A 23,672-nucleotide genomic window follows, 5' to 3' on the forward strand; every position below is an offset into this window, starting at 1 on the left:
CGCCCTGCCGACCCACCCCCTACCGATCCACCCTCTACGGATACGCCACCACAGTCGAAGGCACCGTAGACGTCCCCGAAGTAGGCGCCCCCACATTGTTGATCACATGCGCGTACTGCCCATTACCGCCAAGCGAGACGACCAGCAGGTTGTGGAACCTCACCCCAGACCGCACCGGCGCCGCGAACCCGTGCTCCTGCACGATCGTCGGGTCGACGTTGTAGTAGCAGTAGCTGCCCAGCCCCCACCCCTCGTGCGTGGTGACCCGGTCGTCGACGCGGTAGGCGGCGTACCCCCGCAGCGACCCGTTCTGGATGGCGGCCTGGTTCGAGGCGTCGTAGGCCTTCTCGTTCTGGAAGAAGATCGTGCGGCCGCGCTGCCCGAACCACTGGACGTCGTACTTGTTGAAGTGCTCCACGAACAGGCCGGTGGCGAGTACGTCGTCGCCGTTGACGACCAGGCCGTAGTCGGCGCGGTTGGTCTCCCAGCCGACGCCGTCGCCGTGGTCGGCGCGCCAGATCCAGGTGTGGTCGATGATGGTGTGGCGGCTGTTGACGACGAGGCTGGTGGTGGCCTTGCCGGGCCCGGCTCCGCCGATGCGGATGAACACGTCCTGGACGGTGGTCGGGTTGGCGGAGTGGTCCCGGGAGGCGCCGCGCGGGCCGATCTCCACCAGCGTCGCGGAGTTGACGGTCCCGGCGTCAACGAGGAACCCGGCAAGCCGCACGCCGTCGACGTCGGCGACGGTCAGGGCGGTGACGCCGTTGTCGGGGATGAGGGTGGCGTACCCGAGGCCCAGGACGACGGTGTTGGGGCGGTTCACCCGGACCGGCTGGTCGAGGTGGTAGATCCCCGGCGTCAGCAGCAGGTGCAGCCCCTGCTCCAGGGCCTGGTTGAGGGTGGCGGCGGAGACGCCGGGCCGGGCGACGTAGAACTGGGTCAGCGGCAGTGAGGTGCCGCGCGGGGTGCCGTTGCCCCAGGTGACGCCGCGGGAGTTGGTCCGCTTCTCCGGCAGGAAGACGCGGTAGTCGTTCCCGCTCAGGTACAGGAAGGGCTTCTCGCGGGAGATGGGGGTGGTGTCGAGCGTGGTGTACGGCGGATTGGGGAAGCTGGTCGCGGGGGCGCCCTGGACGCCGGAGAACACCATGTTCCACACGGCGTTGATCCAGCCGCCGACGGAGCTGTCCCGGGTGTACCACTGCTGTTGCGAGTACGGGCCGACCTGCCCGTCTATCCGGCTGTCGGCGATGTAGCCGCCGCTGGCCCAGCCGTAGCCGTCGGGGGCGAGGTTGAGGCCGCCGCGCACGTGCATACGGCGGAAGGGCGCCGCCTGGGCGACGGCCCAGCGGTTGGTGCCGTTGACCGGCACGAGGGCGAGGTTCTCCGCGGAGCGCCAGAAGTTCTGGGTGGCGTTGCCGTTGAACCAGCCCGCGTCGACGGTCACGTCACCGTTGATGGTGGTGTCGTCGGGGGACAGGCCGAGCCCGGCGATGGAGGTGTAGAAGCCGAGCTGGGCGTTGAGGCCGTGGTAGGTGCCGGGCCTGAACAGCAGGGCCCAGCGGCCGGTGCCGAACTGGGCCGATTCCTGCTGGCGGAAGATGTCGTCCAGTCGGCCCTGGATGTTCGGCGTGGACGGGTCGAAGACCACCACGTTGGGACCGAGGTCCCCGCCGCCGGGCAGGGCGTGGGGCCGCTTGCGCCTCGGGACCGGGTCCGCGGCAGCCGCCGCGGGGGCGGCGGCCAGCCCGGCGAGCACGGGCGCGACAGCGGCGGCGACACCGAGCACGGCGCGACGCGGGACGCCGGTCGGCTCCGCCGGTTCTACGACGTGGGTCGCCTCCGCCGGTTCCACGGCGCCGGTCGCCTCCGCCGGTTCCACGACGCCGGTCGACTCGACCGGTCTCACGGCCGAAGCAGGCCCACCAGACGGCCCACCTGACGGCTCGACAGACGGCCCGACAGACAGCCCAGCAGAGGGCGCAGCAGACGCCTCAGCAGACGCCTCAACAGGCGCCGCGACGAACGGCTCAACAGACGGCTCAACAAACGACTCAGCAGACGACTCAGCAGACGGACGCGAGCGGGGAAGTGGAAGTGGGGGCATGGCGCGGCTCTCTCCTGGTTCAGGGTTGTTCAGGAAATGAACGTTGGGGGGTACAGGGAGCGCTCTCTCGCCGGGGAATGCTTCAGGCGTCCAACGTACGCGTCAAGAGCTGCGGCAGAGTTCGGCGAATGGTGTCCAAACCCTTGACGGACCCCGCGTTCACGGTTTAACTCACGTCCTAAATTAAGCCATGAGGGGATCCCTTGAGCGTGCTTGAGCGCGAGGGCGGCTCCCCTGAAGGGACACCAGGAGCCATGCGCAGAGTCCGAGCCGCGGCCGTAGGCGCCGTCACCCTGTCTCTCGCCCTCGCCGCCTCGGCCTGCGGAGGCGGTTCTTCGACGGGCGGCGGGTCGAACGACTCGCCCAAGACGCTCACGTACTGGGCGTCGAACCAGGGCGCCAGCATCGAGATCGACAAGAAGGTCCTCCAGCCGGAACTCGACAAGTTCGAGAAGGAGACCGGCATCAAGGTGAAGCTGGAGGTCGTGCCCTGGTCCGACCTGCTGAACCGGATCCTGACCGCCACCACCTCCGGCCAGGGCCCGGACGTGCTGAACATCGGCAACACCTGGTCGGCGTCCCTCCAGGCGACGGGCGCGCTGCTGCCCTGGGACGAGGAGAAGTTCGCCGCCATCGGCGGCCGGGACCGCTTCGTCGACTCGGCGCTCGGCTCCACCGGCGCGCAGGACCAGGACCCGGCCGCGGTGCCGCTGTACTCGATGGCGTACGCCCTCTACTACAACAAGAAGATCTTCGCCGAGGCCGGTATCGACGAACCGCCCGCCACCTGGGACGAGTTGGTCGCCGACGGCAGGAAGATCAGCGCGGCGGGCAAGCAGGTGCTGGGCGCGGAGGGCGCCAACCCGGCGGAGAACATCCACCACGTCTACGTCTTCGCCAAGCAGCACGGCGCCGACTTCTTCACCCCCGACGGCAAGGCCGACTTCACCTCGGACAACGCCGTCGCCGCGGTCAAGCAGTACGTCGACCTGATGGCCAAGGACAAGGCCATCCCGCCGGGCAACGCCGAGTACGCGCAGAACCAGTCCGTCAGCGACTTCGCCAAGGGCAACACCGCGATGCTGCTGTGGCAGTCCGCGTCCGCCAACCTCAAGTCGCAGGGCATGAGCGAGGACGACTACGGCGTGGCGCCCGTCCCCGTCCAGTCCGGCACCCCGGGCTCCGGCGCGCAGGTCAACTCGATGGTCGCGGGCATCAACCTGGCCGTCTTCAAGAACTCCGACAACCTCGACGGCGCCACCGAGTTCGTGGAGTTCATGACCAGCGACGAGGAACAGAAGATCCTCAACAAGGCCTACAGCTCCATACCGCCGGTCAAGGCCGCGCAGGAGGACCCGGCGTTCAACACCCCCGCCAACGCGGTCCTGAAGAACACCCTCGCGACCAGTGCGGTGGCGCTGCCGCAGGTCGCCGACGAGTCACAGTTCGAGACGACGGTCGGTACGGCGGTCAAGGGACTGTTCGCCGAGGCCGCCGCCGGACGCCCGGTCACCACCGAGTCGGTGAAGGCGGCGCTGGAGAAGGCCCAGCAGCAGATGCCCAAGAAGTGACCCCGATGGCGACCACTGTCCCGGTGCAGACCGACGCCACCGACGATGGCGGGACCAGTGGCGGGAAGACCCCCGGTGTGGCGCGCGGCCCGCGTCGCACCGGGCGGCTCCGCCGCGTCTCACTGCCGTATCTGCTCCTCCTGCCCGCCCTGCTCCTCGAACTCCTGGTCCACCTGGTGCCGATGGTCACCGGTGTGGTGATGAGCTTCAAGGAACTCACGCAGTTCTACATCCGCGACTGGAGCACCGCGCCCTGGTCCGGCTTCGACAACTACGACCTGGCGGTGGACTTCAACGCCCCCGTCGGCGAGGCGCTGCTGCGTTCGTTCCTGATCACCTGTGTCTTCACGGTGCTGTCGGTCGGCCTGTGCTGGCTGATCGGCACGGCTGCCGCCATCTGTATGCAGGATTCGTTCTACGGTCGAGGGTTGCTCCGCGCCCTGTTCCTGGTGCCGTACGCCCTGCCCGTCTACGCGGCCGTGATCACCTGGGTGTTCATGTTCCAGCACGACAACGGCCTGGTGAACCACGTCCTGCACGACCAGCTCGGCCTCACCGACAAGCCCTCCTTCTGGCTCATCGGCGACAACAGCTTCTTCGCGCTGCTCACCGTCTCGGTGTGGAAGGGCTGGCCGTTCGCCTTCCTCATCGTCATGGCCGGACTCCAGAACATCCCCAAGGAGCTGTACGAGGCGGCGGCCCTGGACGGCGCGGGGATTTGGCAGCAGATCCGCCGTATCACCCTCCCCTCCCTCCGCCCCGTCAACCAGGTGCTGGTCCTGGTCCTCTTCCTGTGGACGTTCAACGACTTCAACACGCCGTACGTGATGTTCGGCCGGGCCGCTCCCGAGGCCGCCGACCTGATCTCCGTCCACATCTACCAGGCGTCCTTCGTGAGCTGGAACTTCGGCACCGGCTCCGCCATGTCCGTCCTGCTGCTGCTTTTCCTGCTCGTCGTGACGGGCGTGTACCTGGCCCTGACCTCCCGCGGAAGGAAGACGGCCGATGTCTGACAGCTCACCCCTGGCCCCGCCGCGCTCCTTCCTGTGGACCCGCCGGATCTTCCTCACCCTGCTCACCGGCTTCGTGATGCTGCCGGTGTACGTCATGGTCTCCAGCTCCCTGAAGCCGCTCGCGGACGTCACGGGAAAGTTCCGCTGGCTGCCCAGCGAGCTGACCATCCGCCCGTACATCGACATCTGGTCGACGGTTCCGCTGGCCCGCTACTTCGTCAACTCGCTCATCGTGGCGGGCGCGGCCACGGTCTGCTCGGTGATCATCGCGGTCTTCTCGGCGTACGCGGTCAGCCGCTACCGCTTCCGCGGCAAGCGGATCTTCACCGTCACCGTCCTGTCCACCCAGATGTTCCCCGGCATCCTCTTCCTCCTCCCCCTCTTCCTCATCTACGTCAACATCGGCAACGCCACCGGAATCGCCCTGTTCGGCTCCCGCGGCGGCCTGATCCTCACGTATCTCACCTTCTCCCTGCCCTTCTCCATCTGGATGCTGATCGGGTACTTCGAGTCGGTGCCCCGTGACCTCGACGAGGCCGCGATGGTCGACGGCTGTGGTCCCCTCGGCGCCCTCTTCCGCGTCGTCGTCCCGGCGGCGGTGCCCGGCATCGTCGCGGTGGCCGTCTACGCCTTCATGACCGCCTGGGGAGAGGTGCTGTTCGCGTCGGTGATGACGAACGAGACCACCCGCACCCTCGCGGTCGGCCTCCAGGGCTACTCCACCCTCAACGACGTGTACTGGAACCAGATCATGGCGGCCTCACTGGTCGTCAGCCTCCCCGTCGTCGCGGGCTTCCTCCTCCTGCAGCGCTACCTGGTCGCCGGGCTGACGGCAGGAGCCGTCAAGTGACCACCGCCTCCCCCCGTTCCGAAAGGACCTTCGTGACCATCGACCTCGCCGCACTCCCGCACGACTTCCTGTGGGGCACGGCCACCTCGGCGTACCAGATCGAGGGAGCCGTGACGGAGGACGGCCGGGCGCCGTCGATCTGGGACACCTTCTCGCACACCCCCGGCAAGATCGCGGGCGACGACCACGGCGACACCGCCTGCGACCACTACCACCGCTGGCGTGAGGACATCGCGCTGATGCGCAGACTCGGCACGAACGCCTACCGCCTGTCGATCGCCTGGCCCCGCGTCCTGCCCGGCGGCGACGGCCCGGTGAACCCGAAGGGCCTGGCCTTCTACGACGCCCTGATCGACGGCCTCCTGGAGGCGGGCATCACCCCCTCCGTCACCCTCTACCACTGGGACCTGCCGCAGGCCCTCCAGGACCGCGGCGGCTGGCCGGAACGCGAAACGGCCGAACACTTCGCCGCGTACGCCGAGGTGGTGGCCGCCCGCCTCGGCGACCGCGTGACCCACTGGACCACCCTCAACGAACCACTGTGCTCGGCCTGGATCGGCCACCTCGAAGGCCTCATGGCCCCCGGCTTGACCGACCTCACGGCCGCCGTCCGCGCCTCCTACCACCTGCTCCTCGGCCATGGCCTGGCCACCCAGGCCATCCGCGCGGCGGCCCCGCACGCCGAGGTCGGCATCGTCAACAACCTCTCCACCATCCACCCCGCCACCGACACCCCCGAGGACATCGCCGCCGCCCGCCGCATGGACGGCCACACCAACCGCTGGTGGCTGGACCCCGTACACGGCCGCGGCTTCCCGTCCGACATGCGCGAGGTCTACGGCGTCGACCTCCCGGAACGCCCCGGCGACGCGGCGACGATCGCCGCCCCCCTGGACTGGCTGGGCCTGAACTACTACTTCCCCCAGACCATCGCCGCCGACCCGACCGCCCCCGCCCCCTACATCCGCACCGTCGACCGCCCCGGCGTCCCCCGCACCGGCATGAACTGGGAGGTCGACGCCACCGGCATCGAAACCCTCCTGCTCCGCCTCACGGAGGAGTACGGCCCCCGCAAGCTCTACGTCACGGAGAACGGCTCCTCCTACCCGGACGTCGTCCGCCCCGACGGCACGATCGACGACCCGGAACGCCGCGACTACCTCGACCGCCACCTCGCCGCCTGCGCCTCCGCCGCCCGCAAGGGCGCCCCGCTGGCGGGGTACTTCGCCTGGTCCCTCCTCGACAACTTCGAGTGGGCGTACGGCTACGACAAGCGCTTCGGCCTCGTCCACGTCGACTACCGCACCCAGGTCCGCACGATCAAGGGCAGCGGCCACCACTACGCGAACATCATCCGCGACCATCGGGGGATGGTGCGCCGGGCGGCGTGACGCCCCGGTCCCGGCGGTCGCGCCAGCACGCGACCGCCGGGACACCGGCGCGCCGGGTCAGTTGACCAACGACCTGCGCTCCACGTGAGCAACCTCCACCGAATCGATGTCGGACGCGTCGCGCCCGTCCTCGAAGGTGTCGTACTCGCCGAACTCGCCCTCGTCGGAGTCGGTCTTCCCGGCGGCCAGGTGGGTGGCGCCGATGTAGGTCTGGCCGATGAAGTCGCCGTCCTCGTCGAAGGCGTTGACGATGACGGAGTAGTTGGCGTAGCCGCTGCCCTTGTTGGTGATCTCGTACTCGAACTCGTAGGTCGCGTCCGTGTCCGAACTGCCGTACGTGTCGCAGTCGTTGTACGAGAACGCGTCGGTGTCGTCGCAGTCCTCGCCGTAGGCGCTGTCGTCGTTGACGAGCTTGCCGCCGGAGAGTTCGACGTGGTCGATCGCGCCGCCGCCGTCGCCCCCGTCGTCGCGGGCGAGGGCCCACCAGGCGGTGCCGCCACCGGCGAGGAGCAGCACGACGACCACGGTGACTACCAGGGCGCGTATGCCGGTTCGGGACGGCGGTGCGGGCGGCGGGGGGACGGTGACGGTGGCCGGGTAGGCGTAGGGGGGTGCGGCGGGGGGCGGGGGTGATGACAGGTGCTGGGTGGTGGTGTCCGGTCTCTCCGGCGTGCTGTCGGTCATGGGACGGGCTCCTTCTCGGGGCGGTGCCCGCCGTGCGCGATCGGTCGGGTCGTCGCACGGTCGGGGCGCGGTGGCGGCGAGGCCAGGCGGGTGCGGTGAACATACCCGCGAGGGCTGGCGCACAGAACACGCCGGAAGCCCGGTGAATGGTTCCCAGGCCTGGTCGTGCCCGTCCGTCCCGTTCAAGCAAGGGCCGTCAGCCAGCCAGTGGCTCCAGGACCCGGTCCTTCTCCTCGGCGGTCTTCGGGGCAGCCGACCTCTCGGTGACCCGCGACCGCCGCCACAGCCACACCACGTCCCGTCCGAACGACCACACCAGCAGGCCCAGGGCCAGCGCCACGACCCCCGTCGTCACCGGGTGGGGCAGTACGTCCGCGCCCGCCACCAACAGCAGCACGCCCTGCAAGGCCGCGACCGTCTTGCGCGCCGTACTCGGCGGCAGGGGTGCATTCAGCCAACGGTATACACGCGACGCCGCGACGAACGCATACCGCATACCGCCGATCAGCAACGCCCACGGCCCCACCGAGACAGTGACCGACACATACACACTCAGGACGAGGATCAGGAACGCGTCCACCTCCATGTCGAACCGCGCCCCCAGCGCGGACGACGTCCCCGTGCGTCGGGCCACCTTGCCGTCGACGCCGTCCAGCAGGAGGGCCACCGCCGTCAGGCCGACCAGCAGGGTCACCGGCGGAGGGCTGGCGAAGGAGTCCGCGACCAGGGCCGTCACACCGCCGACCAGGGTGGCGCGGCCGAGGGTGACCCGGTTCGCCGGGCCGAAGGAGCGCAGCCGGGAGCGGTGCACGGCCCGGGAGAGTACGGCCCAGGTGCCGACCGCGAAGCCGAGGCCGGTCAGCCAGCCCGCCGGGCCCATGCCGATCGCCGGGCCGAGCAGTGCGAGCAACAGGATCTGTACGCCCGCGCCGACCGCGGGTTCCTGTAGCACCGGGCTCGCTCCATAGGGGTTGTTCAGGGCCACCGCACATCCTCCGGCCGTGTGACAGAGTCGATCACCGCCGCGTACTGTGCGCGGCCTGTGCACACCTCGGTACGTGGACAACTTCCCGATCGTTCAGGAGGATGCCGATGACTCGCACCGCACGTGCGTTCTGGCTCAGCTCACCCGGGCGGGCCGAGATCCGGGAGGAGGCCCTTCCGGAACCCGCCGACGGTGAGGTCCTCGTGCGGGCCCGTTACTCCGGCGTCAGCAGGGGCACCGAGACGCTCGTCTTCCGTGGCGGGGTGCCGCGCAGCCAGTGGACCGCCATGCGGGCGCCGTTCCAGGAGGGCGACTTCCCGGGCCCGGTGAAGTACGGCTACCTCAGCGTCGGGGAGGTGGAGGCGGGACCGGCGGACCTGCTCGGCCGTACGGTCTTCTGTCTGCATCCGCACCAGACCCGCTACGTCGTTCCCGCGACCGCCGTCACGCCGGTGCCGGAGCACGTACCCGCCGAACGCGCCGTCCTCGCGGGGACGGTGGAGACCGCCGTCAACGCGCTGTGGGACGCCGCCCCGCTGGTGGGCGACCGGATCGCGGTCGTCGGCGGCGGCATGGTCGGCTGTTCCGTGGCCGCCCTGCTGGCCCGCTTCCCGGGGGTGCGGGTGCAGCTCGTCGACGCCGATCCGGCCCGGGCCGAGACCGCCGCGGCCCTCGGTGTCGACTTCGCGCTGCCCGCCGACGCCCGCGGTGACCGCGACCTCGTCGTGCACGCCAGCGCCACCGAGCGGGGCCTCGCCCGCTCCCTGGAACTCCTCACCACCGAGGGCACCGTCATCGAACTGAGCTGGTACGGCGACCGGCAGGTCAGCCTTCCGCTCGGCGAGGCATTCCACTCCCGCCGCCTGACCATCCGCGGCAGCCAGGTCGGCACCGTCTCCCCGGCCCGCCCCGGCCGCACCTACGCCGACCGCCTCGCCCTCGCCCTCGACCTCCTCGCCGACCCGGCGCTGGACGCGCTCGTCACCGGTGAGTGCGCCTTCGAGGAGCTGCCGGAGGTGATGCCCGCGCTCGCCTCGGGCGAGATCCCGGCGCTCTGCCACCGGGTGCGGTACGACGAGGACCTCTGACAGCCACCCGACTGCCGCCGGACTGCCGCCCGACTGCTGTCCGACTGCTGTCCGACCATCGCCTGACCTGAGAGAAGAACGTACGACCGGCTGAACAAGGGAAGGACTCCGGCCGTACTACTCGGCATCCATGCGCCGCACCTGGAGGGTCGTTTCGTTGTTCAGTGTCACCGTCCGCGATCACATCATGATCGCCCACAGCTTCCGCGGCGAGGTGTTCGGACCCGCGCAGCGTCTGCACGGGGCCACGTTCCTGGTGGACGCCACCTTCCGGCGCGAGCAGCTGGACGACGACAACATCGTCGTCGACATCGGCCTCGCCACCCGTGAACTGGGCGCCGTGGTCAGCGAGTTGAACTACCGCAACCTCGACAACGAGCCCGACTTCGCCGGGATCAACACCTCCACCGAGTTCCTGGCGAAGGTGATCGCCGACCGGCTCGCCGAGCGGATCCACCAGGGCGCGCTCGGCGAGGGCGCCCGGGGCATCGAGGCCCTCTCGGTCACCCTGCACGAGTCGCACATCGCCTGGGCGAGTTACGAGCGTGCCCTGTGACCGACGTGAGCCTGGAGCACACCCCCCTCGCCTACGTGCCCGCGCAGGCGGCCCCGAGCAACGGCGAGATCATCCCCATGTCCCTGCGCACCGTGCACTTCCTGATGCCGGGCGGCGTCGACGACCCGGCGGCCCCGAGCGGCGGCAACGCCTACGACCGCCGCGTCTGCCTCGACCTCCCCGGCTTCGGCTGGCAGGTGCACAGACACCTGGTCGACGGCGCCTGGCCCAGCCCGGACGCGACGGCCCGCGCCGAACTCGGCCGCGAGCTACGGGAGTTGCCGGACGGGTCCGTCGTACTCCTCGACGGGCTGGTGGCCTGCGGCGTCCCGGAGACCGTCGTACCCGAGGCGGAGCGGCTGCGGCTCGCCGTGCTCGTCCATCTGCCGCTCGGTGACGAGACCGGTCTCGCGCCCGGGCGCGCCGCCGAACTCGACGCCAGGGAGCGGACCGTGCTGCGCGCCGCGTCCGCGGTCATCGCCACCAGCGACTGGGCGGCCCGCCGCCTCGTCGCCCACCACGGACTCGCCCCCGACCGCGTCCACGTCGCCGCCCCCGGCGCCGACATCGCACCCCTCGCCCCCGGCACCGACGGCGTCTCCGCGCTGCTGTGCGTCGCCTCGGTCACCCCGCGCAAGGGCCAGCACCGCCTGATCGAGGCCCTCGCCACGGTCACCGACCTGCCCTGGACCTGCACCTTCGTCGGCGGACTCACCCAGGACCCGCAGTACGTGGCCCGACTGCGCGGCCGTATCGAGGACTACGGCCTCCAGGACCGCGTCCGCCTCACGGGACCCCGCGCCGGTGCCGCGCTCGACGCCAGTTACGCCGCCGCCGACCTGATGGTCCTCGCCTCCTACGCCGAGACCTACGGCATGGCGGTCACCGAGGCCCTCGCGCGCGGCATCCCGGTGCTGGCCACGGACGTCGGCGGGCTCCCCGAGGCCGTCGGCCGGGCCCCCGACGGCGGCGTGCCCGGCATCCTCGTACCGCCGGAGGACCCGGCCGCGCTCGCCGCCGAACTGCGCGGCTGGTTCGGCGAGGCCGACGTCCGGCGCCGCCTGAAGGCCGCCGCCCGTGGCCGCCGCGCCGCCCTGGACGGCTGGGCGACGACCGCCAAGAACCTGGCCGGGGTACTGACCCGGCTCCCGACCGAACCCCGGAGGGCGGCATGAACGAGCCGACGGCCACACGACAGGGCGCCCCGACCCTCCCCGCCCAGCCGGGACCCGCCGTGATGCCCGGCGCCGGGCCCGCCGCCAGGCCGGGGGAGCGGCCGACCCTGCGGCTGCGGGACTCCGGCTCCGAGGACGGTGACGGGGAGCCGCCCCGGTACGCTCCCGAGTGGCTGGAGTTGCGCGAAGGCACCGACGCCGCCGCGCGGGCGCCGGAGCTGCTCGACCCGCTGCGGATCCGGCTGGCGAACCTGCCGGGCCGCTCGGGCGGGCTGGTCGTCCACGACCTGGGGTGCGGCACCGGGTCCATGGGCCGTTGGCTGGCCCCCCGCCTCGACGGTGCCCAGCACTGGATCCTGCACGACCGCGACCCCTACCTCCTCCACTTCGCCGCCGTGTCGTCGCCGCGCTCGGCCGCCGACGGCAGCCGGGTCACCGTGGAGACCCGGCGCGGTGACGTGGCCCGGCTGACCGTGGACGCGCTGGCCGGGGCCCGTCTGGTGACGGCCTCCGCACTGCTCGACGTACTCACCCGCGAGGAAGTCGACACGCTCGCCGCCACCTGCGCCGCAGCCGGGTGCCCGGCCCTGCTGACACTGACGGTGGCGGGGCGCGTCGAACTGAGTCCCGGCGATCCGCTGGACGCCGAGATCACCGAGGCGTTCAACGAGCACCAGCGCCGCGGTGGCCTGCTCGGACCGGACGCGGTCACCGTGGCCTGCGAGGCGTTCGCCGCGCACGGCGCCACCGTACGGGTGCGGCCGAGCCCTTGGCGGCTCGGTCCCGACGAGGCCGAGCTGACCGCGCAGTGGCTGCGCGGCTGGGTCCAAGCGGCGGTGGAGCAGCGTCCCGAACTGGCGGCCCGCGCCGAGAAGTACCTGGCGGCCCGGCTGGCCGCCTGTGGCGCGGGGGAGTTGCGCGTCACCGTCCACCACAGCGACCTGCTGGCGCTGGCCCGTCCGACGGGCGGGGCATCATGAGCGGCGGGCGGGCGGCCACGGCCGGGAAGCCGCCCGCGGCGGCCACGGCCGGGAAGCCGCCCGCGGCGCGCGCCCTGCGCACCCACCTGGGCACGCTCGCCGGCGTCGCCATCCTCGCCGTACTGCTGTGGCGGCTCGGCACCGGCGTCCTGCTGGACGGGCTGCGGCGGATCGACGCGGCGGCGTTGCTGGCGGCGGTCGCGATCGGGCTGGTGACCACGGTGTTCAGCGCGTGGCGCTGGCAGTTGGTGGCGCGCGGGCTGCGCATCCGGCTGCCGCTCGCCGGGGCCGTCGCCGACTACTACCGCGCCCTCTTCCTGAACGCCGCCCTGCCCGGCGGTGTCCTCGGCGACGTGCACCGGGCCGTGCGGCACGGACGCGGCGCCGGGGACCTGGGCCGGGGGGTGCGCTCGGTGGTGCTGGAGCGGACGGCCGGGCAACTCGTGCTCGCCGTCGTGGGCGTGGCCGTGCTGCTGACCATGCCGTCGCCGGTGCGGACCGCGACCCGGCACGCCGCGCTGCCGGTGCTGATCGCCGGGGTGGGCGCGCTCGCCGTGGTCCTCGCCCTGCGCATGAACCGCTCGCCCGCCGCCCGCAGGCGCCGTGCCCTCCTCGGCGAGGTGCGCGAGGCCCTGCTGTCCCGGCGCAACGGTCCGGGCGTCGTCGGCTCCTCCGTCGTCGTCCTGGCGGGCCATGTCGCTACGTTCGTGCTGGCCGCGCGGGTCGCCGGGACCGGTGCGCCGGTGACCGTGCTGCTGCCGCTGGCGGTACTGGCGCTGCTCGCCATGAGCGTGCCGCTGAACGTCGGCGGCTGGGGGCCGCGCGAGGGGGTCACCGCCTGGGCGTTCGGCGCGGCGGGGCTCGGGGCGGGCAGTGGTCTGTCGGTGGCGGTCGTGTACGGGGTGCTGACCTTCGCGGCCAGTCTGCCGGGGGTGGTCGTGCTGGCCGTGCGGTGGTACGGCGGTTCGCGGGCCCCCGGCGATCCGCGGGCCCGCGCCTACGGCAGCTCGCCGCCCGCCGAAGTCAGCACCGCGACATACGCCCCGAAGGATTCCGTCAGGCTCGCCAGCAATGCCTTCCCCTTTTCCGCGTCGCCCAGGGAGGGACGCCCGATGACCCCCGAGTCGGTATAGGCGGACATTCCGACGGTGAGCAGATGCCGCCGGTCGTCGGCGACGAAATCGGCGGTCTCGTAGCCGGGCCGGACCAATTCCGGATGAGTGTGCAGAAGGACGGAGGTCTCGATTTCCCCCGCGTGCATATCGGTGAGCAGTGAGGTCCGCACCCCGGCCCGCTCCCGCGCCGTCTCCCAGTCCTCGGTGGCCGGGAACAGCGCCATCCGCTCACCGCGCGCGGTGGACTCCTGAACGACATTGCCCAGGACGTAGTTCCCGCCGTGCCCGTTGACCAGCACCAGGGCGTCGACGCCCGACCGGCGGAGCGACGCCGCTATGTCCCGTATCACCGCGTGAAGGGTCACGGAGGAGATGCTGACGGTTCCCGGCCAGGCCGCGTGCTCGTGCGAGCAGGAGATCGTCACCGGAGGAAGGAGGTGCACCGGGTGTACGGCGGCGATCTCCCGGGCGATGGCGCAGGCCACGAGCGTGTCGGTGGTCAGCGGGAGGTACGGGCCGTGCTGCTCGAGGCTCCCCACCGGCAGGACGGCGACCTGCCGCGCGGCGCCCGCGCCCCGGGTGCGTACGTCCTCTGTGGTGTCCGTCGGCAGTACACCGCCCGTCGGCAATGCACCGCCCGTCGGCAGTACATCGTATGCGGTCGGCAGGCCGTGCGCGGTCGACGAACCATCGTATGCGGTCGACCGTATCTGAGAACCACTCATTTCTTCCCGGCCCTTCATCTCTGCATTAGGAACGCGAGAATCATGACAGAAAACCTCGGCATAATCGGCACCAAGTCACCACAGCGCACCGGCGTGGAACGCGTCGTGAATGCCCCGCTCCCCACCGTGTACGGCGAATTCCGCGCCATCGGCTATCTCGACCACGACCGGGGTGACGAACAAGTCGCCCTGGTGCACGGCGACATCGGTGCCGAGGACGTGCTGACCCGGCTGCACTCCGAATGCCTGACCGGCGACGCCTTCGGATCCCAGCACTGCGAGTGCGGTGACCAGTTGGCCTCCGCGCTGCGTGCCGTCGCGGCCGAGGGGCGCGGCGTGGTCGTCTACCTGCGGGGCCACGAGGGCCGCGGCATCGGACTGCTCGCCAAGCTGCGCGCGATGGCGCTCCAGGCGGAGGGCCTGGACACGGTCGAGGCGAACCTCGCGCTCGGTCTGCCGGTGGACGCCCGGGACTACGGTGTGGCCGCCCAGATCCTGCACGACCTGGGTGTGAACTCGGTCCGGCTGATGTCCAACAACCCCCGCAAGCGGGAGGCGTTGGTCCGGCACGGCATCCAGGTCACCGAGCAGGTACCGCTGTTGATCCCGCCCTGCGAGAGCAACATCACCTATCTGCGGACCAAGCGGGAGCGGCTGGACCACCACCTGCCCCACCTGGACGCGACGGCGCCCCGAGCCGCGGGCGTCACTCCGTAGGGGCTTCGCGGGTCACCCCGTAACCGCCTGGTGCACCAGCCGCTTCAGGTCCGAGAACACCGTGTGCGACGTCCGGGGCCGCACCTGCGTCATGAACTGCACGGTCAGATCGCGGCTCGGATCGACCCAGAACGTCGTGGTCGCCACCCCGGTCCAGCCGTAGGTGCCGAGGCCCGCCGGTGCCTTGGTGCGGTCGGGGTCGATCACCACCGAGACGCCGAGGCCGAAGCCGACGCCCTCGTTGCCGGGTTCGTCATGGGCCGGGCGGCTGCCGAACGCGCGCAGATCTGCGCCGCCGGGCAGCTGGTTGGCGGTCATCAGGTCCACCGTCCGCGGGTCGAGCAGGCGTACGCCGTCGAGTTCGCCGCGGCGGCGCAGCACCTCCGTGAAGCGGTGGACGTCGTAGGCGCTCGCGACCATGCCGCCGCTGCCGGACAGGAAGCGGGGCCGCCCGTGCAACGGCAGCCCGGGGACGGGCTTGACGCCGCCGTCCTCGGTCTCCCCGTACAGCTCGGCGAGCCGCCCGGACTGCTCGCCGTCGACCTCGAAACCGGCGTCCGGCATGCCCAGCGGGCCGAAGATCCGCTCGGCGAAGAAGGTGTCCAGCGGTTGCCCGGACACCACCTCGATGACACGGCCCAGCACGTTGCTGGCGACGGAGTAGTTCCACTGGGTGCCCGGTTCGAACTGGAGCGGCAGTCCGGCGTACACCTCGATCGTCTCGGCGAGGTCGGCGCCCGGCGGCACCGACGACTCCAGTCCGGCGTCGCGGTAGAGGGCGTCGACGGGGTGCGTGTGGTAGAAGCCGAAGGTCAGGCCCGCGGTGTGGGTCATCAGATGGCGGATCAGGATCGGCCCGGCGGCGGGCCGGGTCCGTACGTCGTCCCCGGAACCGCCGTCGTACACCCGCGCGTCGGCGAACGCGGGCAGGTGCCGGGCCACCGGGTCGTCGAGCCCCAGCCTGCCCTCCTCCACCAGCAGCAGCGCGGCGACGGCGGTGACCGGCTTGGTCATGGAGTAGATCCGCCACAGCGTGTCGGACTCGACGGGGAGCGCGGCGGCGAGGTCACGGTGGCCGTAGGCGGTCAGGTGGGCCACGCGCCCGCCGCGGGCGACGGCGACCAGGAAGCCTGGCAGCCGTCCCTCGTCGACGCAGCGGGCGAAGTGCCCGTCGAGGCGGTCCAGTGCCCTCGGGTCCAGTCCGGCCCCGGCCGGGTCGACCTCTTGCCGCAGTCGTGCCATCACGTGCCTCCGGTGCGCTCTGCTCCGCCGTCGTCGCCTCTGACCTCAATCGTCGCCCGGCGACCAGCCGACCGGGCCCTTTTGACGTCCTTGATCGCTGATGGTCAAGTGCCCGTGCCGGTCGGCACCGACACCTCCGGCGAGAGGGGCCGGGCCGGTGCGCCCGGCGTCAGCCCGCGGCTTCCGGCTGCCACGGGCCGACGCCCAGCTTCCCCGTCGTCCCGAGGTCCAGTTCCGGTGTCACGGTCACCGGGTCGGCGCCGGGCTTGGCGCGCACTCTGGCGTACGGCGCGTTCACCGGCGTACCGGCCTGGACGGTGTTGCGCCACACCAGGGAGGAACGGGCGCTTTCGCCGGGTGCCAGGTCCAGCGGGCGCGGCGGGCCGTCGGTGCCGGGGCTCATGGCGATGTCGTCGCTGCCGTCCAGGACCTTCACGTCGGTCACGACGTCGTGGTCCTCGCCGAGCACGTCCACCTCCGGGTAGCCGTCGAGGCGGTACGGGGTGGTGCCGCAGTTCTCCAGCAGCAGCCCGACGACCCGCAGCCCCATCGCGGCGTCCCCCTGGTCCGCCGTCAGCCGGATCCCGGACTCCGGGCACGGGCCGCCCGGCGCGGGTGCCTCGTCGGTGGGGACGCTGCGGACCTTGAGGATCCGCACCAGCGCCTGGCCCTGCGGGGTGACCAGGGGCTGGTGCGCGTCGAGGGTGTGCCGCACGGTCCCGCCCGGCGGAACGGAGGCGACCGTCTCCGTCAGACTGTCCTGCGCCTCTCCGTACTCCGACGTCACGGACAGGGTGACGGTGTAGGTGTGGGCCTTCGCCTCGTCGTTGGTGACGCTGAGCGCGGCGCAGCCGTCGTAGCCGACGCCGCCGAGGGCGTCGACGCGTACGCCGTCCAGCTCCAGGCCCGTGGTGTCGACGGGCTGGGCGGTCGCGCACGCCGTGGACGACGGGGTGCCGCCGTCGGCGGTGCCGTCGCCGTCGCCCTCCGCCGTGCCGCAGGCGGTGAGCAGGAGGACGCCGACGAGCGCGGCCGGTGGGGTGAGGGAGGCGGGACGCATCCGGTCACCCCACCAGGGCCGCGCCCGGCGGGTCCGTGGCGGAGGCCACAATTCCTGTTACAGGGGTGTCACAAGGCGCAGGTGGGAGGGGGCGGCACGGCCGTCAGACCGAGACCGTCTCGCGCCGCTCCACCGTGGCGGCCGTCCGCTCCCCGAGCCGCTCGGTCGGCACCTTGTGCGTCTCCCGGGCGGAGAGCGCGGCGACCACCGGCGGCACGCACAGCGCGGCGGTGAACAGGGCCACCGCGAACCAGTCGTCGCCGTCCGGGCCCGCGATCCGCGCCGCGAACGTGACCGCGAAACCGGCCACGGCGAAACCGATCTGGGTGCCGATCGCCATCCCGGACAGCCGGACCCGGGTGGAGAACATCTCGCCGTAGAAGGCGGGCCACACGCCGTTCGCGGCGCTGTAGACGACACCGAAGGCGACGATGCCGAGGACCAGGACCAGCGGGTAGGAGCCGGTGGAGATCGCCCACAGGTAGAGGAACATCGTCACCGCGCTGCCGACGGCGCCGACCAGGAACACCGGGCGGCGGCCGATCCGGTCCGACAGCGAGGCCCACAGCGGAATCGCGGCGAGCGCGACGACATTGGCGAGGGCGCCCACCCACAGCATCGACGACCGGCTCATGCCGACCGAGTCGCTGGTGGCGTACGCCAGCGCCCAGACGGTGAAGATGGTGCTGACCGAGGCGATCAGCGCGGCGGCGACCACCCGCAGCACGTCCGCCCAGTGCTCGCGCGTCAGCACCGCCAGCGGCAGCTTCACCACGCCCGCGCTGCTCGCCTGCCGCTCGAAGGCCGGGGTCTCGTCCAGCTTGCGGCGGATGACGTACCCGACGACGGCCACCCCGACGCTCAGCCAGAACGGCAGGCGCCAGCCCCAGGACATCAGGTGCTCCTCGGGGAGCGCGGCGACGGGGATGAAGACCAGCGTGGCCAGCAGTTGCCCGCCCTGGGTGCCGCTGAGGGTGAAGCTGGTGAAGAAGCCGCGCCGGTGCGGTGGCGCGTGTTCCAGGGTCATGGAGTTGGCGCTGGCCTGCTCACCAGCGGCCGAGATGCCCTGGAGCACCCGGCACAGCACCAGCAGCACCGGGGCGAGGGTGCCCACCTGGTCGCGGGTCGGCAGACAGCCGATGAGGAACGTCGAGACGCCCATCAGCATCAGCGTGAACACCATGATCTTCTTACGGCCGACCCGGTCGCCGTAGTGGCCGAGGAACAGCGCGCCGATCGGACGGGCGGCATAGGCGACGCCGAAGGTGGCCAGGGACAGCAGGGTCGCGGTGGCCGGGTCGGACTCGTCGAAGAAGACCTCGGGGAAGATCAGCGCGGCGGCGCTGCCGTAGATGAAGAAGTCGTAGTACTCCAGGGCGCTGCCGATCCAGGCGGCCGTCGCGGCCTTCTTCGGCTGACCGGGCGGCTGACCGGGCGGCTGACCGGGCGGCTGGCCGGGCGGCTGGCCGGGCGGGGCGGGGCTGCTGGGGGATGCGGGGACGGACACGCGGCGGCTCCTTCGGGCGCTCCACCATAGGCGGAGGGGTGCGGGGAGGGGGAGAAGTGCCGATCTGTTGAGCGGCTAATTAACCCACTAGATAGTTAGTCGCGGTGGGTAGGGATGTTGCGCCGAGGTGTCCCACGTGTCAAGGGGTCGGGCGGCACCGGGCCGCCCCCGGCTCACTCCGCCGCGCGGTCCGCCGTCAGATAGGCGATCACCATGTCGCCCAGCATGTTCCGGTAGTGCTCGCGCTGCTCCGGATCGACCAGGTCGCGGCCGAACAGGGCCCCGAAGGTGTGCCGGTTGGAGACCCGGAAGAAGCAGAACGAGCTGATCATCGCGTGCAGGTCGACGGCGTCCACGTCCGCGGTGAACAGCCCCGACCTCCGCCCCGAGGCGAGGATCCGGTGGATCACGTCCAGCGCCGGGGAGCCGATCCGGCCGAGCTTCTCGGAGGCGGCGATGTGCTCGGCCCCGTGGATGTTCTCGATGCTGACCAGGCGGATGAAGTCGGGATGCTGTTCATGGTGGTCGAAGGTGACCTCGGCGAGGCGCCGGATGGCGGCGACCGGGTCGAGGTGGTCGACGTCGAGCTGCTGCTCGGCCTCGCGGATCACCCCGTACGCCCGTTCCAGCACGGCCGTGAACAGCTGCTCCTTGCCGCCGAAGTAGTAGTAGATCATCCGCTTCGTGGTGCGGGTGCGGGCGGCGATCTCGTCGACGCGGGCGCCGTCGTAACCGGCCCGCGCGAACTCCTGGGTCGCCACGTCGAGGATCTCGGCCTTCGTGCGGACGGCGTCCCGGATCCGCCCGTTCGGTCGTGCCGGTTCGTCGACGCTGGTCATCGGGTTCCTTCGGGCGTAGGGCCAGTGCCGGTGATTGTAGAAGGAGCGGCACGGCGGATGCCGTGAGGGCTTTGCAAGGATCCGCGCTTGGGGTATGACAGGGGGACTAACTCACCAGTTCGTACATTGGCATCCCCCTGTAAGGGCTGCCCCGCCCAGGAGGTCCGCGTGGCCAAGGACTCGTTTCTCGTCGGGCTGATCGGTTCCGGCATCGGACCCTCGCTCAGCCCCGCCCTCCACGAGCGGGAGGCCGACCGCCAGGGCCTGCGCTATCTGTACCGGCTGATCGACATCGACACGCTCGGGGTGCCTCCCGAGGCGGTGGGCGAGCTGCTGCGCGCCGCCCGTGACCTGGGGTTCGACGGGCTGAACATCACGCACCCCTGCAAGCAGCTCGTGATCGGGCACCTCGACGCGCTCGCCCCGCAGGCCCGGGCGCTGGGCGCGGTCAACACCGTCGTCTTCGAGGACGGCCGTGCCACCGGCCACAACACCGACGTCACCGGCTTCGCCGCGTCCTTCGCCCGTGGACTGCCCGACGCCCCGCTGGAGCGCGTGGTGCAGCTCGGCGCGGGCGGCGCGGGGGCGGCCGTCGCGCATGCCATCCTCACCCTCGGCGCCGGTCGGGTCACCGTCGTGGACGCGCTGCCGGAGCGGGCCGCCGCCCTCGCCGACTCGCTGGGCCAGCACTTCGGACCGGACCGCGCCACCGCCGCCACCCTGGACCGGCTGCCACGGCTGCTCCGCGAGGCCGACGGTCTGGGCGGCCTCGTGCACGCCACGCCCACCGGCATGGCCGCCCACCCCGGCCTGCCGCTGCCCGCCGGGCTGCTCCACCCCGGGCTGTGGGTCGCCGAGGTCGTCTACCGCCCCCTGGACACCGAGCTGCTCACCACCGCCCGCGCCCTGGGCTGCGCCACCCTCGACGGCGCCGGGATGGCCGCCTTCCAGGCGGTGGACGCCTTCCGGCTGTTCACCGGGCGGGAGCCGGACAGCGCCCGGATGCTCGCGGACATCGCGGAACTGGCCGGGCCGGTCACCGCACCCAAGTAAGCCATCCCGAACGGCAGCCCCCAAGCGGTGGCTCCCGTAGGGCAGTCCCCAGAAGGTGGCTCCCGCAGGGCAGTCCCCTAAGCGGTGGCTCCCGCAGGGCAGTCCCCTAAGCGGTGGCTCCCGCAGGGCAGTCCCCAGAAGGAGGCTCCCGCAGGGCAGCCCCCAAAAGCAGCTCCCCCAGCGCGGTCCCCACAAGGCAGCTCCCCGAAAGGCAGCTTCCGACAAGGCGGCTTCCGGCAAGGCAGCTGCCGACAAGGCCGTCCCCGTCGAGGCACCCCCCGACAAGGCACCTCCGACCGGCAGCCCTCCAACGGCAGCCCCCGAAAGGCAGGCCCCCGTGCGCACCTCCATCGCCACCGTCTCCCTCAGCGGATCCCTCACCGAGAAGCTCACGGCCGCCTCCCGGGCGGGCTTCGACGGCGTCGAGATCTTCGAGAACGACCTGCTCGCCAGCCCCCTCACCCCCGAGGAGATCCGCGCCCGGTGCGCCGATCTGGGCCTGAGCATCGACCTCTACCAGCCGATGCGGGACATCGAGGCCGTGCCGCGGGAGGAGTTCGCCCGCAATCTGCGCCGGGCCCGGCACAAGTTCGAGCTGATGCGCAGGCTCGGCGCGGACACCGTACTGGTCTGCTCCAGCGTCTCCCCGCTCGCCGTGGACGACGACGATCTCGCCGCCCGCCAGCTCGCCGAACTCGCCGCTCTCGCCCAGGACTTCGGCATCCGTGTCGCCTACGAGGCGCTCGCCTGGGGACGGCACGTCAGCACCTACGACCACGCCTGGCGGATCGTGGCCGCCGCCGACCACCCCGCGCTCGGCACCTGCCTGGACAGCTTCCACATCCTGTCGCGCGGCTCGGACCCGAAGGGCATCGAGGACATCCCCGGCGAGAAGATCTTCTTCCTCCAGCTCGCCGACGCGCCCCGGCTCGCCATGGACGTGCTCCAGTGGAGCCGCCACTACCGGTGCTTCCCCGGGCAGGGTGGATTCGATGTGCCGGGGCTCGTCGGCCATGTACTGCATACGGGATACCGCGGACCGTTGTCCCTGGAGGTCTTCAACGACGTCTTCCGTCAGGCCGAGGCCGCTCCGACCGCCGTCGACGCCCACCGCTCCCTGCTGGCCCTGATGGAGACCGTGGGCGCGGCCCAACTGCCCCCGCCCGTGGTCCCCACCGGCGTCGCCTTCGCCGAGCTGGTCACCCCGGACTCCGCCCCGGTCACCGCACAGCTCGCCGCCCTGGGCTTCGCCCGCACCGCCCGGCACCGCAGCAAACCGGTCGACCTGTGGCAGCAGGGCGACGCCCGCGTCCTGGTCAACACCGGTCCAGGGGCCCGCCGCGACGGCACCCAACTCGCCGCCGTGGGGCTGGAGTCACCCGACCCCGCAGCCGCCGCCCGCCGAGCCGAGGCCCTGCTTGCCCCGGTGCTGCCCCGCCGCCGCGCCCGCGAGGACGTGCCCCTGGACGCGGTGGCCGCCCCCGACGGCACCGAACTCTTCTTCTGCGCCACGGGAGACCCCGAACTCCCCGACTGGCGCACGGACTTCGTACAGGTCGAGGACGCCTCCGCCAGCCCCGGCGTGACCCGTGTCGACCACCTCGCCCTCACCCAGCCCTGGCACCACTTCGACGAGGCGGCCCTCTTCCACCGCACCGTCCTCGGCCTGCGCGCCCAGGAGAGCGTCGACGTCGCCGACCCCTACGGCCTGCTGCGCAGCCGCGCCGTCACCAACGCCGACGGCAGCGTCCGGATCGCGCTCACCGTCGGCGCGGCGCCCACCGACGACACCGTGCGCGCCCAGCACATCGCGCTGGCCACGGACGACGTCATCGCCGTGGCCCGCCGCTTCCGGGACGCGGGCGGCCGTCTCCTGCCGGTGCCCGCCAACTACTACGACGACCTCGCCGCCCGCCACGACCTGCCCGACGACGAGCTGGCCACCTATCGCGAGCTGGACATCCTCTACGACCGCGACGCGCACGGCGTCTTCCGGCACTGCTACACCACGACCGTCGGCCGGGTCTTCTTCGAACTGGTCCAGCGCGACGGCGGCTACCGCGGCTACGGCGCCCCCAACGCCCCGGTCCGCCTGGCCGCGCAGCACGCCGCGCGCTGAACCCCGTACGGCAGCCGCCTACTTGGCCGACTCGACCGCGTGGCCGCCGAACTGGTTGCGCAGCGCGGCGACCATCTTCATCTGCGGGGAGTCCTCCTGCCGGGAGGCGAACCGCGCGAACAGCGAGGCGGTGATCGCCGGGAGCGGTACGGCGTTGTCGATCGCCGCCTCCACCGTCCAGCGGCCCTCGCCGGAGTCCTGGGCGTAGCCGCGCAGCTTCTCCAGGTGCTCGTCCTCGTCGAGGGCGTTGACGGCCAGGTCGAGCAGCCAGGAGCGGATGACCGTGCCCTCCTGCCAGGAGCGGAAGACCTCGCGGACGTCGGTCACCGAGTCCACGGCCTCCAGCAGCTCCCAGCCCTCGGCGTAGGCCTGCATCATGGCGTACTCGATGCCGTTGTGGACCATCTTGGAGAAGTGCCCGGCGCCGACCTTGCCCGCGTGGACATAGCCGTACGGGCCTTCCGGCTTGAGGGCGTCGAAGACCGGCTGGAGCCGGTCGACGTGCTCCTTGTCGCCGCCGACCATCAGGGCGTAGCCGTTCTCCAGGCCCCACACGCCGCCGGAGACACCGGCGTCGACGAAGCCGATGCCCTTGGCGCCCAGTTCGGTGGCGTGCTTCTCGTCGTCGGTCCAGCGGGAGTTGCCGCCGTCGACGACGACGTCACCGGCCTGGAGGAGACCGGACAGCTCGTCGACGACGGACTGGGTGGCGGCGCCCGCGGGGACCATCACCCAGATCGTGCGCGGCGCGTCGAGGCGCTCGACGAGTGCGGCGAGGGAGTCCACGTCGGAGACGTCGGGGTTGCGGTCGTAGCCGAGGACGGTGTGGCCAGCGCGGCGGATCCGCTCGCGCATGTTGCCGCCCATCTTGCCGAGACCGATGAGACCGAGCTGCATG

At 71.7% G+C, this 23,672-nt stretch carries 20 protein-coding genes and 1 pseudogene; 12 read left to right on the top strand and 9 right to left on the bottom strand.

Features of this window, described 5'->3' with window-relative positions; genetic code table 11:
* Window positions 1-34 precede the first annotated feature (34 nt).
* The gene (locus ACFVQG_RS05830; protein ID WP_383377948.1) at window positions 35-1,852 is read right to left on the bottom strand and encodes a coagulation factor 5/8 type domain-containing protein; all 1,818 of its coding nucleotides are present in this window, start codon (window positions 1,850-1,852) and stop codon (window positions 35-37) included.
* Between the two features lie 506 nt (window positions 1,853-2,358).
* Here ACFVQG_RS05830 and ACFVQG_RS05835 point away from each other — a divergent pair.
* From ACFVQG_RS05835 to ACFVQG_RS05850, 4 genes are read left to right on the top strand one after another with little or no spacing between them, the layout of a single operon-like run.
* A complete protein-coding gene (locus ACFVQG_RS05835) occupies window positions 2,359-3,675 on the top strand; it encodes an ABC transporter substrate-binding protein (RefSeq protein ID WP_383377265.1) in 1,317 nt (438 codons plus the stop codon).
* A 5-nt stretch (window positions 3,676-3,680) separates the two neighbouring features.
* Entirely contained in the window at window positions 3,681-4,688 is a 1,008-nt protein-coding gene (locus ACFVQG_RS05840) for a carbohydrate ABC transporter permease (protein WP_383377268.1), read from the top strand.
* A gap of 10 nt (window positions 4,689-4,698) precedes the next feature.
* Entirely contained in the window at window positions 4,699-5,538 is an 840-nt protein-coding gene (locus ACFVQG_RS05845; protein ID WP_383377950.1) for a carbohydrate ABC transporter permease, read from the top strand.
* Between the two features lie 32 nt (window positions 5,539-5,570).
* The gene (locus ACFVQG_RS05850) at window positions 5,571-6,929 is read left to right on the top strand and encodes a GH1 family beta-glucosidase (RefSeq protein ID WP_383377271.1); all 1,359 of its coding nucleotides are present in this window, start codon (window positions 5,571-5,573) and stop codon (window positions 6,927-6,929) included.
* 57 nt (window positions 6,930-6,986) lie between these two features.
* Here the strand turns inward: ACFVQG_RS05850 and ACFVQG_RS05855 are convergent, their stop codons facing one another.
* Window positions 6,987-7,613 carry a hypothetical protein gene (locus tag ACFVQG_RS05855; RefSeq protein WP_383377273.1) on the bottom strand — a complete coding sequence of 209 codons (627 nt, stop codon included), beginning with the start codon at window positions 7,611-7,613 and terminating at the stop codon, window positions 6,987-6,989.
* A gap of 196 nt (window positions 7,614-7,809) precedes the next feature.
* Window positions 7,810-8,598 carry a CDP-alcohol phosphatidyltransferase family protein gene (locus tag ACFVQG_RS05860; RefSeq protein WP_383377274.1) on the bottom strand — a complete coding sequence of 263 codons (789 nt, stop codon included), beginning with the start codon at window positions 8,596-8,598 and terminating at the stop codon, window positions 7,810-7,812.
* 107 nt (window positions 8,599-8,705) lie between these two features.
* Between ACFVQG_RS05860 and ACFVQG_RS05865 the strand changes: the two genes are divergently transcribed.
* The 5 genes and pseudogenes from ACFVQG_RS05865 to ACFVQG_RS05885 all read left to right on the top strand — a co-directional run.
* The gene (locus tag ACFVQG_RS05865; RefSeq protein ID WP_383377276.1) at window positions 8,706-9,686 is read left to right on the top strand and encodes a dehydrogenase; all 981 of its coding nucleotides are present in this window, start codon (window positions 8,706-8,708) and stop codon (window positions 9,684-9,686) included.
* Between the two features lie 157 nt (window positions 9,687-9,843).
* Window positions 9,844-10,242, top strand: coding sequence for a 6-pyruvoyl tetrahydropterin synthase family protein (locus ACFVQG_RS05870; protein WP_383377279.1), 399 nt, complete (start codon window positions 9,844-9,846; stop codon window positions 10,240-10,242).
* 77 nt (window positions 10,243-10,319) lie between these two features.
* Complete coding sequence (locus tag ACFVQG_RS05875) at window positions 10,320-11,417, top strand: glycosyltransferase family 4 protein (RefSeq protein ID WP_383377952.1); 1,098 nt, start codon at window positions 10,320-10,322, stop codon at window positions 11,415-11,417.
* Complete coding sequence (locus tag ACFVQG_RS05880) at window positions 11,414-12,397, top strand: SAM-dependent methyltransferase (protein WP_383377282.1); 984 nt, start codon at window positions 11,414-11,416, stop codon at window positions 12,395-12,397. Before ACFVQG_RS05875 ends, ACFVQG_RS05880 begins: the two co-directional genes overlap by 4 nt.
* A pseudogene (locus ACFVQG_RS05885) lies at window positions 12,394-13,263 on the top strand (lysylphosphatidylglycerol synthase transmembrane domain-containing protein); the annotation flags it as partial. The gene ACFVQG_RS05880 and the pseudogene ACFVQG_RS05885, both read left to right, overlap by 4 nt.
* A 131-nt stretch (window positions 13,264-13,394) precedes the next feature.
* Here ACFVQG_RS05885 and ACFVQG_RS05890 read toward each other — a convergent pair.
* Window positions 13,395-14,237, bottom strand: coding sequence for a creatininase family protein (locus ACFVQG_RS05890; protein ID WP_383377285.1), 843 nt, complete (start codon window positions 14,235-14,237; stop codon window positions 13,395-13,397).
* A gap of 42 nt (window positions 14,238-14,279) precedes the next feature.
* On the opposite strand from ACFVQG_RS05890, the gene ribA reads away from it, so the two are divergent.
* Window positions 14,280-14,954: a GTP cyclohydrolase II gene (gene ribA / locus ACFVQG_RS05895; RefSeq protein WP_383377287.1), complete on the top strand. Its 675-nt coding sequence runs from the start codon at window positions 14,280-14,282 to the stop codon at window positions 14,952-14,954.
* Window positions 14,955-14,966: 12 nt separating this feature from the next.
* On the opposite strand, the gene ACFVQG_RS05900 is transcribed toward ribA, so the two are convergent.
* The 4 genes from ACFVQG_RS05900 to ACFVQG_RS05915 all read right to left on the bottom strand — a co-directional run bounded on the left by ACFVQG_RS05900 (window position 14,967) and on the right by ACFVQG_RS05915 (window position 19,602).
* Window positions 14,967-16,196 carry a serine hydrolase domain-containing protein gene (locus tag ACFVQG_RS05900; RefSeq protein ID WP_383377288.1) on the bottom strand — a complete coding sequence of 410 codons (1,230 nt, stop codon included), beginning with the start codon at window positions 16,194-16,196 and terminating at the stop codon, window positions 14,967-14,969.
* 169 nt (window positions 16,197-16,365) lie between these two features.
* Window positions 16,366-17,256 carry a DUF4232 domain-containing protein gene (locus ACFVQG_RS05905; RefSeq protein WP_383377290.1) on the bottom strand — a complete coding sequence of 297 codons (891 nt, stop codon included), beginning with the start codon at window positions 17,254-17,256 and terminating at the stop codon, window positions 16,366-16,368.
* 103 nt (window positions 17,257-17,359) lie between these two features.
* Entirely contained in the window at window positions 17,360-18,763 is a 1,404-nt protein-coding gene (locus ACFVQG_RS05910) for an MFS transporter (RefSeq protein WP_383377292.1), read from the bottom strand.
* A gap of 173 nt (window positions 18,764-18,936) precedes the next feature.
* Window positions 18,937-19,602, bottom strand: a complete 666-nt coding sequence (locus tag ACFVQG_RS05915) for a TetR family transcriptional regulator (protein WP_383377294.1) — start codon at window positions 19,600-19,602, stop codon at window positions 18,937-18,939.
* A gap of 168 nt (window positions 19,603-19,770) precedes the next feature.
* Between ACFVQG_RS05915 and ACFVQG_RS05920 the strand changes: the two genes are divergently transcribed.
* Window positions 19,771-20,655: a shikimate dehydrogenase gene (locus ACFVQG_RS05920; RefSeq protein ID WP_383377296.1), complete on the top strand. Its 885-nt coding sequence runs from the start codon at window positions 19,771-19,773 to the stop codon at window positions 20,653-20,655.
* Between the two features lie 337 nt (window positions 20,656-20,992).
* Window positions 20,993-22,774 carry a bifunctional sugar phosphate isomerase/epimerase/4-hydroxyphenylpyruvate dioxygenase family protein gene (locus ACFVQG_RS05925; protein ID WP_383377297.1) on the top strand — a complete coding sequence of 594 codons (1,782 nt, stop codon included), beginning with the start codon at window positions 20,993-20,995 and terminating at the stop codon, window positions 22,772-22,774.
* 18 nt (window positions 22,775-22,792) lie between these two features.
* On the opposite strand, the gene gnd is transcribed toward ACFVQG_RS05925, so the two are convergent.
* Window positions 22,793-23,671 carry a phosphogluconate dehydrogenase (NAD(+)-dependent, decarboxylating) gene (gene gnd, locus ACFVQG_RS05930; RefSeq protein WP_383377299.1) on the bottom strand — a complete coding sequence of 293 codons (879 nt, stop codon included), beginning with the start codon at window positions 23,669-23,671 and terminating at the stop codon, window positions 22,793-22,795.
* Window position 23,672 lies beyond the last annotated feature (1 nt).

Source organism: Streptomyces sp. NPDC057877, from assembly GCF_042796855.1.
Classification (GTDB): domain Bacteria; phylum Actinomycetota; class Actinomycetes; order Streptomycetales; family Streptomycetaceae; genus Streptomyces.

Excerpts from the sequence above, each read along its gene's own strand:
- ribA (WP_383377287.1), top strand. The coding sequence starts at position 14,280 with ATGACAGAAAACCTCGGCATAATCGGCACCAAGTCACCACAGCGCACC.
- ACFVQG_RS05890 (WP_383377285.1), bottom strand. The coding sequence starts at position 14,237 with ATGAGTGGTTCTCAGATACGGTCGACCGCATACGATGGTTCGTCGACC.
- ACFVQG_RS05865 (WP_383377276.1), top strand. The coding sequence starts at position 8,706 with ATGACTCGCACCGCACGTGCGTTCTGGCTCAGCTCACCCGGGCGGGCC.
- ACFVQG_RS05875 (WP_383377952.1), top strand. The coding sequence starts at position 10,320 with ATGTCCCTGCGCACCGTGCACTTCCTGATGCCGGGCGGCGTCGACGAC.
- ACFVQG_RS05835 (WP_383377265.1), top strand. The coding sequence starts at position 2,359 with ATGCGCAGAGTCCGAGCCGCGGCCGTAGGCGCCGTCACCCTGTCTCTC.
- ACFVQG_RS05905 (WP_383377290.1), bottom strand. The coding sequence starts at position 17,256 with ATGCGTCCCGCCTCCCTCACCCCACCGGCCGCGCTCGTCGGCGTCCTC.
- ACFVQG_RS05840 (WP_383377268.1), top strand. The coding sequence starts at position 3,681 with ATGGCGACCACTGTCCCGGTGCAGACCGACGCCACCGACGATGGCGGG.
- ACFVQG_RS05880 (WP_383377282.1), top strand. The coding sequence starts at position 11,414 with ATGAACGAGCCGACGGCCACACGACAGGGCGCCCCGACCCTCCCCGCC.
- ACFVQG_RS05915 (WP_383377294.1), bottom strand. The coding sequence starts at position 19,602 with ATGACCAGCGTCGACGAACCGGCACGACCGAACGGGCGGATCCGGGAC.
- ACFVQG_RS05855 (WP_383377273.1), bottom strand. The coding sequence starts at position 7,613 with ATGACCGACAGCACGCCGGAGAGACCGGACACCACCACCCAGCACCTG.
- ACFVQG_RS05900 (WP_383377288.1), bottom strand. The coding sequence starts at position 16,196 with ATGGCACGACTGCGGCAAGAGGTCGACCCGGCCGGGGCCGGACTGGAC.
- gnd (WP_383377299.1), bottom strand. The coding sequence starts at position 23,671 with ATGCAGCTCGGTCTCATCGGTCTCGGCAAGATGGGCGGCAACATGCGC.